The following is a 12822-nucleotide window of genomic DNA, read 5'->3' as shown; positions in this document are numbered from 1 at the left end:
CCTCACTCCTATTTGAGGATATCCACAGGTTTATTATACCCTTTTTCGTAAGATTTCCACAGTTTTTTGCTGAAATAAATAATAAACTTATTAATTTTGCACCAAAATTGAAAATTGTGGATAAGTATGCTTAGTGGTTCATTATCAGAGAGAAAGAATTAGTCATGTATGTTGAAAAGCCAAAATACTGATTGGATAAGTAAACTTGCAAGAAAATCATCAAAAAGTTATCAAGATATTCACGGCATATCATACTACTTATTCTATTTTTTAAATAAAAGATAAAAAGAAAAATAAATATTATATGGTGTTGAAAACAGAGGAGCTGAAAGCTGAAATTCGTAAGTTATGTAAGGAGAAGGATGCTATCATTCTTGCTCACTATTATACAATAGGTGATATTCAGGATATCGCCGACTTTGTAGGTGATTCATTGGCATTGGCACGTAAGGCTGCTGAGACTGATGCTAAAGTAATGGTGATGTGTGGTGTTCATTTTATGGCAGAGACATGTAAACTGCTATCACCGGATAAGATGGTTCTTTGTCCTGATCTGAATGCAGGTTGTTCATTGGCTGATAGCTGTAAGGCTGAAGACTTGAAGAAGTTCAAGGATGAGCATCCTGGTTATCAGGTTATCAGTTATGTGAACACTACTGCAGCTGTGAAAGCATTGACTGATGTGGTAGTGACCAGTGGTAATGCCAAGAAGGTTGTTGATCAGTTGCCAAAGGATGCCAAACTGATATTTGGTCCAGATTATAATCTTGGTAATTACATTAATGAGGTAACAGGCCGACAGATGTTGCTTTGGAATGGTGGTTGTCATGTACACGAACGTTTCTCTGTATCAAAGATCCTGGAACTGAAGAAACAGTATCCTGATGCAGTTGTGATGGCTCACTTGGAATGTAAGGCTCCAGTTTTGGCTGTAGCTGAAGTAAAGGGATCAACTGCTACGATGTTGAACTATGCTCAGCAGAGCGATAAGAAGCAGTTTATTGTGGCCACAGAGGCTGGCATTCTGCACGAGATGCAACGTACCTGTCCTGATAAGGAATTTATCCCTGTTCCACCAGAAATAAGCGAGAGCGGCTTAGAATGCAGCTGTAACGAGTGTAATTATATGAAGTTGAATACACTTGAAAAGGTTTATAACTGTTTGAAGAACGAAAATCCTCAAATCGAAGTAGATCCTGAGATAGCTCAAAAGGCCGTTAAGCCTATAGAAAGAATGCTTGAGTTGAGCTAAAGCTTATGATATGATAAAGAATATATTGAGACAGCATATTGGTGATATAGCGCTATTCATGTATTCAGTTATAAATATGTTGTTTATTCTGAAATATGGATTACGTTTTCTTCCATTGTCTCAATGTATTCTTTTAATTATTTTTTATTTCGTTTGTATTGTCTCCATAAAGCACTTTGTTCAGAAAATTGAAAAGGGGTATAGTATTGTATGGTCTATTCTTTCAGTTCTGTTTGTTTCGTTAATAGTCATACAATGCTATATAGATCCCTACCAGATACAAGTAGACAGATGGTCGGCCATACATAATTTTATTAAGTATTTGTTTGATGGTCTTTATCCGTATGCTGCTCAGACGCATTTAGGCGGTTATGGATCACCTTTTCCTGTGTGGCAACTGTTCCATATACCTTTTTATATATTAGGTAACGTAGGACTTTCTATTGCCTTTGTAAGTGTATTGTTTACGTATGCTGTCTATACTGCTTTTGATATTAAAACAGCATGTTTAGCGCTGTTATTCTTATTACTCTCGCCAGCATACGTTTATGAGGTGTTGACAAGAAGTGATATGCTGACCAATTTTCTTTTAGTGTGTACTGTGGTCATACTATTACATAAACATCATATTCTACTATCTGAGCATTGGTTATCATTGGCTGTCATGTGTGGATTCATAATGAGTACTCGTTTCAGTGCCATTATCCCATTGATAGTTTACTTTTTTAATGATTATATTCGCTCTAAATGGCTTGTCAGATTACTATTCCCGTGTATTGTATTAACGGTATTTGCCCTTACTTTTCTACCGTTTTTATTATGGAATAGTGATATGCTGTTATTCTTCGAATACAATCCATTCGTTTTACAGTCGCGTCAAGGTCATTTATCCGACTTTATTATTTTTATCCCGTTAGGCATCTATTATTCCCTAACGTGGAATAAAAATATGATGAGATATATGTTTAATGTGGCTATTATTCTGATAGTACTGGTTGTTGTCACCTTTGTACATAACATGTATTTGAATGACAACTGGAACGAATTATTCGATTCGGCTTACGATATTACCTATCTGGATATGTCGTTGCCTTTCTTGATATTATTAATGAATGATGGCTATCTTGCAAACCGTTCCTCGTTTACCATCGCTGGTAGCGGTAGTAACCATATAAATGCCTGAAGCTACCTTTCTTCCTTTTTGGTCGCGTCCATCCCAGGTATAGCTACCACCGTTACTATGTCCTTCGTTCACTAACGCTCCGTTCGACGACAGAATCTTCACATCAGCGTTAAATGATAGTCCAGTAATGGTTATCAATCCTGTATAATCGGGTTCTACAGGATTAGGATAGGCTATAACATTACTGGATGTCATTTCTTCCTGATTAGTTTCTGTAGCATCGCTTATATAGGAACATAATCCTTGATCAGTGGCAAAGAATACCTCGCCAGACTTCTGATTAATGGTGATAGCATAAACAACGTTTGAAATGAGCGGACTGTTGTTTGTGGTGAAGTGTTGTATCTGCTGCAGATTATCAGCACTGATCAGATAAACGCCATCACCATTGGTGGCAAACCATTTACGATTGGCACCATCGATAGCGATAGAGGTTATATCAAGGCCTGCCAACAGATAATCAGCATAATTTGTACCATCGTTACGAGGTACTTTCACTTGTGTATAGACAGGATTATTTTGTTCTATTTGCGATGATTCAAGCATGAGTGGTCCATTACTCGTGCCTAACCACATATTGCCATCTTTATCTTCAGTCAGGCATCTTACACCATAATTGATTTGGAATGTACTGCCGTCTTGGTTTACGAATTTAGTATATTCCTTCGATTGATTATGATTGATATCATATCGATAGATAGCTGGTGTATCATAATGGTCATGAGCAAACCATAGATAACCTTTTGAATCGAAGAATAGATTGCGGGCGTTTCCTAATATATTATTAGGTGACAAGGCGCTACCATAAGTATTGAAAAGACTGAAATCCTTCTTTTCCCATGAGCCATCCTGATTTAATGCCAGGAGTTTATTATAGGTATTCAGACTTTGAATCATCCATAGTTTTCCATCTTTATCAAACTGTAGTGCATTGACTATCACATAGTCTTTATTGAGATCATCCTGAAAAGTGGATTTTAGTTCACTGTTATCTATATTGTATGCTTTAATGAACTGTCCATTCTGAAACTCATAGAGTCCTGTTCGTCCAGCGGCAAACACGTGGTTGTTGTCTGTAGGATCAATATCGATACAGTCAATATCTACATATGCATGTTGCGTAGATGCTTTTAAATTGTCATCGAATATCTGCCAATCGTGGTTCAGATCCATTACCTGAATGGTTCCAGGGCGTTGTAAATCTTCCAAAGGCTGATATAATCCACCACAAGTATAAAGTTTATTGTTATAGAACTTCATTTCATAGAAATAGTTATACTTGGGGCCGCCAGGTTTCAAGGTTGATACAATAGAATAATAGCTATCGTAATCATCCTTGTAAGGTTGCAGAGTGCTTGGATATTCTGGATGGTTCTTGGTGTAGGTGTCAGATATCTCAGCCTTCTGCATATTTACCTTTATAATAGCAAAGCTGGTGGTGAGATAGGCATAGACACCATCAATACTGATAGCTGTTACCGTTTTATCCTCAGTCATCGACTTGGTGTAGAGCGCTGAGATATTGATGACATCTCCATTGATATCTATCAGATCGATGTTGGAGTCCTTGTAAACTGCTATCAGGCGCTTGGCTTTCTGATTCCAGGCAATGTGGGTGATAAATGTATCATTCAGTCCGTTAGCCTTATCATAGGTGGTGATACTTTGGTCGTCCAGATTATACTGATACAACCCGTTTGAGGCTAATACAAAGAGCTGGTTATCGGCCTTACAGATCTGCTGGACATCGTAGTATGCCAGGTAGTTGCGCCATGTACCAATCTGCGCTATAGCCAGAAAGCAATAGCATACAGAAAATACGATGGCGAACAACCTTTTCATACTATTTCTTTAATAGATAATCTGCGAGTTTCGCAACGGCTCTTGCTCTGTGACTGATATTATTCTTGATATCCAATCCCAACTCTGCAAAAGTCTTATCGTAACCATCGGGTTGGAATATGGGATCATATCCAAAGCCTTCGCCACCTCGTTTTGCTTGTGTGATAGCACCGTTTACAATACCATCAAAGGTCCTGACTTTTCCATCAATGATCAACGCAATGACGGTACGGAAGCGTGCTTTACGATTATCGATGTTATCAAGTTCAGAAAGCAGTTTTTTCATGTTTGCCTCTGAGTCGTGCCCTTCTCCTCCTGCATATCTGGCGCTATATACACCAGGTGCTCCTCCAAGCGCATCTACCTCCAGACCTGTATCATCGGCAAAGCAGTTCACGTGATACTTTTCGTACACCCACTGAGCCTTGATAAGTGCATTATCTTTCAGTGTCTGTCCTTTTTCTGGGATGTCGTCAAAACAGCCGATATCCTTGAGTGAGAGTATTTCGAACTTATTACCAAGTATCTTTCTAACCTCGCTGAGTTTATTCAGATTATTGGTGGCAAATACTATTTTCATCTTTTTCTTTTCTTCGATATTCTTGATTTTAACCTTCATCTCATCGAAGCCTTCGCCATATACACCGATAACGCTCGACTGCGATACAAAGGCGTTGGGGTCGATCATCTTGATGAGACGGAAGATATATACACTCTCGTTCTTTCTGGCCAGGATACAAAGTACTTTTACTTGTTTTCCTGTGTACCAGCCGTGACCGTCCAGAATGGTTACACCATGCTTGGTTTCGGTACCGATAGCGTTGGCTATCTCCTGCCATTTACGAGTGAAAATCATGAACTGTACCGACTGGCGACGGGCATTCATCACATAGTCGAGTGTATAATTCTCCATAGCCATCACGCAGAAACCGAACATCACCTTATGGGCACGTTCGAGATAAGTGCCGAACTGCGGGAAGAACATACACGAGCCGATGATACAGAAGTCGGCAGCAATCAGTACGTTACCCAACGATACGGCAGGATGGTACTTATTGACTGATGCAGCTATGATATCGGTACCACCAGTGGAACCATTATGCAAGAATACGGTAGCCAGTGCGATACCTGTAATCACACATCCGATAATCATCGACATAAAGTCCTGCCCCTCGCCCATGAGCTTAAACGGTAAGCCGTTTTCCTGCTTTGGAATAATATCCTGCGCAAACTTCAGCATGAAGTAAAGCGTAAAAATGGCAAAAATGGTCTTCATCAGGAATTTTAAGCCTAATATCTTCAAGGCAACCAACAGCAGAATGCCGTTGATGATGATATAGGTGTTCTCCAGATGGAAACCTGTGGCGTAGTAAATAATAGCTGATAAACCAGTTACGCCTCCAGCCACAATCTGATAGGGCATCAGGAATACAGTGAAGGCGATGGTATAAAGAAGTAGGCCAAGGGCTATAAACATATAGTCCTTGACCTCATCCCATATAATCTTATGATCGATAGTCATTATTTCTTCAGAACAATGTTCACCATACGCTTAGGGACGATGATAACCTTAACGATCTGGAAGCCTTCGAGGTATTTCTGAGCACGCTCATCGGCGAGTACAGTTTCCTCGATGGTCTTATTATCGGCATCAGCTGCAAACTGCATATCGAAACGTGTCTTACCATTAAAAGCTACGCCCAGTTTCACCTGACTTTCAACGAGATACTGCTCATCCCATTTAGGCCACTGAGCATCGCATACACTACCCTGCTCGCCCAGTGTCTCCCAGAGTTCCTCTGCGATATGAGGAGCGAATGGTGCAATGAGAATAACGAGGTTCTTCAGCAGCTCCTTGTTCTTACACTTCTGCTGTGAAAGCTCGTTCACGCAGATCATGAAGGCAGAGATAGAGGTGTTGTAGCTGAAGGTCTCGATATCGCCAGACACCTTCTTGATGAGTTTGTGAACACTCTTGAGGCTCTCTGGTGTGGGTTCGCCTTCGAAGCCGTTCTGATAGAGGTTCCAGAACTTCTTCAGGAAGCGGTGACAGCCATCGATACCATTGGTATCCCAAGGCTTACTCTGCTCAACAGGACCCAGGAACATTTCGTAGAGGCGCAGGGTATCAGCACCATACTTCTCGACAATCATGTCGGGGTTAACCACATTGAACATCGACTTCGACATCTTCTCTACAGCCCAGCCACAGATGTATTTTCCATCTTCGAGGATGAACTCAGCATTGTTGTATTCCGGACGCCAAGCCTTGAAGGCCTCAACATCGAGGACATCAGCTGAAACGATGTTCACATCTACGTGAATAGGTGTGGTATCCTTATAGTTACCTCTCAGGTTCAGGCTCACGAACTTACCCTTATCGGCACCCTCGTCCTCAACACGGTAAACGAAGTTAGAGCGGCCCTGAATCATACCCTGGTTAACCAGTTTCTTGAATGGTTCGTCCTCGCAGCTGTAACCAGAATCGAAGAGGAACTTATTCCAGAAACGAGAGTAGATCAGGTGACCTGTAGCGTGCTCTGTACCACCTACGTAGAGGTCGACGTTGCGCCAGTATTCATCAGCCTCGCGACCTACGAGAGCATTCTCATTCTTGGGGTCCATATAGCGCAGGTAGTAGGCTGAAGAACCAGCGAAACCAGGCATGGTGTTCAGCTCGAGTGGGAACACGGTCTTATTGTCGATTTCGTCCTTCGATACCACCTTGTTGGTCTTGGTATCCCATGCCCACATCTTAGCGCGTCCCAATGGTGGCTCACCCGTCTCTGTAGGCTTATACTCGCTGATTTCGGGCAGCTGCAAGGGCAGGCACTCCTTTGGAATCATATAAGGCATGTCGTCCTTATAGTAAACAGGGAATGGCTCACCCCAGTAGCGCTGACGAGAGAAGATGGCGTCGCGCAAGCGGTAGTTCACCTTGACACGTCCCAAGCCCTGCTCAGTAACGTATTTCTTGGTGGCAGCGATGGCCTCCTTAACAGTCAGGCCATTCAAGCTGAACTTAGCTGATGATGAGTTGCAAACAATACCCTCCTTGGCATCATAACTCTCCTCGCTTACATCAGCACCCTCAATCAATGGGATGATGGGCAGGTTGAAGTGCTTGGCAAAGGCATAGTCACGACTATCGTGAGCAGGTACGGCCATGATAGCACCAGTACCATAACCAGCCAGTACATATTCTGAAATCCAGATGGGGATTTTTTCGTCAGTAAATGGATTGATGGCGTAGCTACCCGAGAACACACCTGTTACCTTGTGGTCCATCTGGCGCTCACGCTCTGTGCGCTTCTTTACATAAGTCAGGTACTCATCAACAGCAGCCTTCTGATCGGCAGTTGTCAGTTCAGCTACGAGATCTGATTCTGGAGCCAGTACCATGAAGGTTACACCAAACATAGTATCAGCACGAGTAGTAAAGATGGTGAAGTGCTTGTCAGAGTCGGCTACGTTGAATTCAACTTCAGTACCCTCAGAGCGTCCAATCCAGTTGCGCTGGGTTTCCTTCAGCGAGTCAGTCCAGTCGATATCCTCCAGACCGTCGAGCAGACGCTGGGCATAAGCTGATACACGCAGACACCACTGGCGCATCTTCTTCTGTTCTACAGGATAGCCACCACGCTCTGATACACCGTTGATTACCTCATCGTTAGCCAGTACAGTACCAAGGGCAGGACACCAGTTAACCATTGTTTCAGCCAGGTAGGCTATACGATAGTTCATCAGCACTTCCTGTTTTTTCTTCTCTGAGAAAGCGTTCCATTCGGCAGCAGTGAAGTGCAGTTCTTCTGTACCAAGGGCGTTACAGTTCTCGGTACCCATCAGTTCGAAGTGCTCAATCAGCTTGATGGTTGGCTGAGCCTTATGAGATGAGGTAGAGTAATAGCTCTTGAACATGCGCTGGAAAGCCCACTGTGTCCACTTGTAATAGATGGGATCACAGGTGCGGACCTCACGCTCCCAGTCGAAAGAGAAACCAATCTTATCCAACTGCTCGCGATAGCGGTCGATATTAGCGAATGTGGTCTTTTCAGGATGCTGACCAGTCTGGATGGCATACTGTTCTGCAGGCAGTCCGTAAGCATCGTATCCCATGGGGTTCAGTACGTTGAAACCCTGCAGACGCTTGTAACGAGCGTAGATATCACTGGCAATATAGCCAAGTGGGTGACCTACGTGCAAACCTGCTCCTGATGGGTAGGGGAACATGTTCAGTACATAGAATTTTTTCTTGTTCTTGTCTTCAACCACGCGGTAGGTTCCATTGTCTACCCATCGCTTCTGCCATTTCTGTTCGATGTCTCTGAAATTGTATTCCATTGTATCTTGTATATTATTTTGTTTCCGTACATTATTATTGCGGGTGCAAAGTTACAAATTAGTAAGCAGAACACCAAGAGAAAATCCTAAAAATTATATACTAAAGTATATATTCAAGGTATAGCCAACCTAAACCGACAATTATAGATATCAGTATAATAGCCGCTATGATAAGAATTGCAAAAGATGCACACACCTTGAATAGTGTTTTAGAATAACTATATCCGTATAACTGCTTAAGTGGTATGATGCTCAATGCAGAGGCGAATATACCTACAGAACTATTACCTGGTAGGAAAAATCCTCCTATAATATCGATAATTGTCATCAAATTTGTAATGTAAACCATCGATACAAAGAACTCTGAATAGCGTACATCAGGAAATCTTTTATTTTTTCTAAAGAAGAAATACATAGGGCCCGAAAGTACTAACAGCAAAAGGAAATTTACTAATGTTTTGTTATCCATAACCCAGTTTGTAAAATTCTTTAAAGTTTTAAAGAATTTTAAGCTGTATTCTCTTCCTTTTAGTTCAAAATTGTCGCTATTTTCGTATTTTTTAAAAGGTATTTTTTTACCGTTTATGTTTATGGTGTCATTGATGGCCACTTCACTAAAAGACTTTTTGTCTATCTTGTCTTCTTGGTCTTCCTTTACTGAATCGTTATAGCTTTTATTAAAATGTTCCACTTTCTTCTTTATGGTATTCTCCATTCTGATGTTTAAACCAGAACTAACCAGTACAGATAAAGCTATAGCAAGGAAGAACATCTTGAAAGGAGGGAAATACGCCATCTGCATACCGTTCAGATAGTCGCGAATCATATAGCCAGGACGCAGCAGCAAATCGCGAATGGTGCGGAACATGCCTCGATTACCCAGTCCCCAGACATCCAGAAACAACAGAAAAGCCGTCTTGAACGAGTAACGACCGATGACAGCTTTCTGTCCGCATCGTGGGCAGAAGTTGCCATGAAATTCTGTTTGGCAAGTGGCGCACACATGCTTCTCGGCAGTCATTTTTTTAACCTCGTGAGGTCTTACCTGCCACGCCTTAAACCTGTTATATTTCTCTCTGAGCTGCTCCATAACAATTGCAAAGGTAACAAAAATATATTATAAATGTATCATTGCCTGTTATTTTTCCTAAATTATTTTGTATTTTACAGATATTGTTATAACTTTGTGGCTTGAAACGAAATTTATTACATTAATAACTTAATTACAAAAAATGAACAACGTACCTAAGATTAAAGTAGGAATCGTCGCTGTATCTCGCGACTGTTTCCCCGAGTCATTGGCTGTTAACCGTCGTAAGGCTGTTATCGCTAAGTATGAAGAGAAGTTTGGTAAGGACGGCATCTACGAGTGTCCTATCTGTATCGTTGAGAGTGAAATCCACGCTCAGCAGGCCCTTGAGGACGTAAAGAAGGCTGGATGTAACGCCCTCTGCGTATACCTTGGTAACTTTGGTCCTGAGATTTCTGAGACTATGATTGCTGACTGGTTCCAGGGTCCAACCATGTTCTGCGCTGCTGCTGAGGAGACTCAGAACGACCTGATCGACGGTCGTGGTGATGCTTACTGCGGTATGCTGAACGCCAGCCAGGCTCTGAGCCTGCGTAAGACTCGCGCTTATATCCCTGAGGAGCCCGTTGGCGACGCTGCTCAGTGTGCTGAGATGATTCACGAGTTCCTGCCTATCGCTCGTGCTATCGTTGGTCTGCAGAACCTGAAGATCATCAGCTTCGGTCCTCGTCCAAACAATTTCCTGGCTTGTAACGCTCCTATCCGCGCTCTGTATGATCTCGATGTTGAGATCGAGGAGAACTCAGAGCTCGACCTGCTCGAGGCTTTCCAGAAGCATCAGGGCGACCCACGTATCGACGCTGTTGTAGCTGATATGGCTAAGGAGCTCGGTGCTGGTAACAAGATTCCTTCAGTTCTGCCTAAGCTTGCTCAGTATGAGCTCACTCTGACTGACTGGATCGAGGGTCACAAGGGTTCTCGCCAGTTCGTAGCTATGGCCAACAAGTGCTGGCCTGCTTTCCAGACCATGTTCGGTTTCGTTCCTTGCTACGTTAACAGCCGTCTTACAAGCCGTGGTATCCCCGTAGCTTGCGAGGTAGATATCTATGGTGCTCTGTCAGAGTACATCGGAACATGTATCACCGAGGATGCCGTTACACTGCTCGACATCAACAACTCTGTACCTCAGGATATGTACGAGGAGAGCATCAAGGGCAAGAAGTTCGAGTGCGACACCTACACAGAGAAGGAAATCTTCATGGGCTTCCACTGTGGTAACACCGCTTCTTCTAAGGTTTGCAACTGCCAGATGTGCTTCCAGCGCATTATGGCCCGCGCTCTGCCAGTAGAGGTTACTAACGGTACTCTCGAGGGTGACCTGAAGCCTGGTAAGGCTACTGTATATCGTCTGCAGTCTACGGCTGATACTAAGCTCCGCGCTTATATCGCTCAGGGCGAGATCCTGCCAGTAGCTACACGCTCATTCGGTTCTATCGGTACCTTCGGTATCAAGAACATGAGCCGCTTCTATCGTCACGTCCTCATTGAGAAGCACTACCCACACCACGCTGCCGTTATGTTCGAGCACGCTGGTAAGTACCTGTGGGAGGTTCTCAAGTACATGGGTATCCCCGTTGAGGAGATCGACTACAACTTCCCCAAGGGCGATTACTACCCAACAGAGAATCCATTCGCATAAGTCGATAGATTTATCTAAATACCAAGCCGCAACTCGTAAGAGCTGCGGCTTTTCTTAATGTCTTAGTATCTTCGATCTGAGCAACTGGTCTTTCTGTAGATTATAGAAGAACCGCATGAGCTGGTTTCCAAGGTCGTCGGCATGTTCAATGGTTTCGGCCTCGCTATATACTCGGACAACAGGTTCGGTATTCGATTTACGTAGATGCACCCAACGATCCGGATAGTCGATTTTCAGGCCATCTATATCATTGATTGAGGCGCTGGTGTCCTTTACAAACCTTTCTTTCACCTCCATGAAGATAGAGTCTACATCTGTATCTGAGGTCAGGTCGATATGATTCCTGATGATCTTGTAGTCGGGTAGTGTATTGCGGAGTTCTTTTAGCGTGCACTTCGTCTGGGCCAGTCTGGTTAATATCAAGGCTATACCGACTAACGCATCGCGACCATAGTGTAGCTCTGGATAGATAATACCACCATTACCATCTCCACCTATCACAGCCCCAACCTCTTTCATCTTCTCTGTAACGTTCGACTCGCCTACGGTCGAAGTGTAGAAACGTCCACCGTACTTCTGGGTTACATCGCGTAGCGCACGCGTACAACTAATATCACTGACAACATGACCTGGGGTCTGACTTAACACATAATCGGCCGCTGCTACCAGTGTATATTCCTCGCCAAACAGGGTGCCATCCTCACAGATAAATGCCACGCTGTCCACATCCGAATCGACCACAATACCAAGATCGAAGCAGTCTTTCTTCATCTTGTCTATGATGCCATGCAGATTCTTTTCGTGAAGATCGGGATTATGGTTGAAATCGCCAGTATGGTTACCATTAATGATGACGAAATCAACGTTAAGAGCCTGGAAAAGCTCTGGCAGAATGATGCTTCCTACGGAGTTGATGGTATCAACGCATACGCGGAACTTACGATTGCGGATGGCGGCAACATCCACCAGATTCAGATTGAGAACGGCATTGATGTGTTGATGGTGAAAGCTGTTGTCGCTAGTCAGTTTTCCCAGTCGATAGACATCGGCATAGTTAAACCTTCCGTTTTCGGCATAAGATAGGATTTTCTGGTAGTCGACTACGTTGAGATATTCTCCATGCCTGTTAAGCAGCTTCAGGGCGTTCCAGTCTACTGGGTTGTGCGATGCTGTGATGATGATGCCGCCATCAGCACCTGTGCTGAGTACGGCGAGTGAGGTGGTAGGAGTAGATACGCAACCAATGTCCACCACGTCGTAACCCATGCCCATCAGGGTGCCTACTACGATATTGTGCACCATGAGTCCTGACCTGCGACAGTCGCGCCCTACAACAATTTTCTTACCGTCGATAAACTGGGCATACGCCGTTGTATATCTGACGATATCCATGGGGTTAAGTGAATCGCTGATATATCCGCCAATAGTGCCACGGATACCTGAGATAGTTTTAATAAGCGTCATACTTTAATTTC

Annotated in this window: 8 protein-coding genes; 3 read left to right on the top strand and 5 right to left on the bottom strand. The window is 43.3% G+C overall.

The features are described 5' to 3' along the window. The first annotated feature begins 304 nt into the window (after positions 1 to 304). Complete coding sequence (gene nadA / locus T495_RS0102540; protein ID WP_033147458.1) at positions 305 to 1252, top strand: quinolinate synthase NadA; 948 nt, start codon at positions 305 to 307, stop codon at positions 1250 to 1252. A 949-nt stretch (positions 1253 to 2201) separates the two neighbouring features. Further along, on the top strand, positions 2202 to 2435 hold the full coding sequence (locus T495_RS15750; RefSeq protein WP_155993398.1) for a hypothetical protein: 234 nt from the start codon (positions 2202 to 2204) through the stop codon (positions 2433 to 2435). On the opposite strand, the gene T495_RS0102535 is transcribed toward T495_RS15750, so the two are convergent. The 4 genes from T495_RS0102535 to T495_RS0102520 all read right to left on the bottom strand — a co-directional run bounded on the left by T495_RS0102535 (position 2358) and on the right by T495_RS0102520 (position 9708). Beyond that, complete coding sequence (locus T495_RS0102535; RefSeq protein WP_033147457.1) at positions 2358 to 4277, bottom strand: two-component regulator propeller domain-containing protein; 1920 nt, start codon at positions 4275 to 4277, stop codon at positions 2358 to 2360. The two genes, T495_RS15750 and T495_RS0102535, sit on opposite strands and share 78 nt — an antisense overlap. 1 nt (position 4278) lies before the next feature. Continuing rightward, positions 4279 to 5799, bottom strand: coding sequence for a non-canonical purine NTP diphosphatase (locus T495_RS16260; protein ID WP_081831973.1), 1521 nt, complete (start codon positions 5797 to 5799; stop codon positions 4279 to 4281). Further along, entirely contained in the window at positions 5799 to 8618 is a 2820-nt protein-coding gene (gene leuS, locus T495_RS0102525) for a leucine--tRNA ligase (RefSeq protein WP_033147456.1), read from the bottom strand. The genes T495_RS16260 and leuS overlap by 1 nt, the downstream gene beginning before the upstream one ends. A gap of 100 nt (positions 8619 to 8718) precedes the next feature. Beyond that, positions 8719 to 9708: a DUF3667 domain-containing protein gene (locus T495_RS0102520; protein ID WP_033147455.1), complete on the bottom strand. Its 990-nt coding sequence runs from the start codon at positions 9706 to 9708 to the stop codon at positions 8719 to 8721. A gap of 142 nt (positions 9709 to 9850) precedes the next feature. On the opposite strand from T495_RS0102520, the gene T495_RS0102515 reads away from it, so the two are divergent. Next, positions 9851 to 11347 (top strand): L-fucose/L-arabinose isomerase family protein, encoded by a 1497-nt coding sequence (locus T495_RS0102515; RefSeq protein ID WP_028902669.1) that lies wholly within the window; start codon positions 9851 to 9853, stop codon positions 11345 to 11347. Between the two features lie 54 nt (positions 11348 to 11401). Here T495_RS0102515 and glmM read toward each other — a convergent pair whose 3' ends face one another. Beyond that, positions 11402 to 12811, bottom strand: coding sequence for a phosphoglucosamine mutase (gene glmM, locus T495_RS0102510; RefSeq protein WP_051651805.1), 1410 nt, complete (start codon positions 12809 to 12811; stop codon positions 11402 to 11404). Positions 12812 to 12822: the final 11 nt, after the last annotated feature.

The sequence above is a fragment of the Prevotella sp. P6B1 genome (genome assembly GCF_000702825.1).
Lineage (GTDB): Bacteria > Bacteroidota > Bacteroidia > Bacteroidales > Bacteroidaceae > Prevotella.
This window is presented reverse-complemented; position numbering and strand designations above follow the sequence as displayed.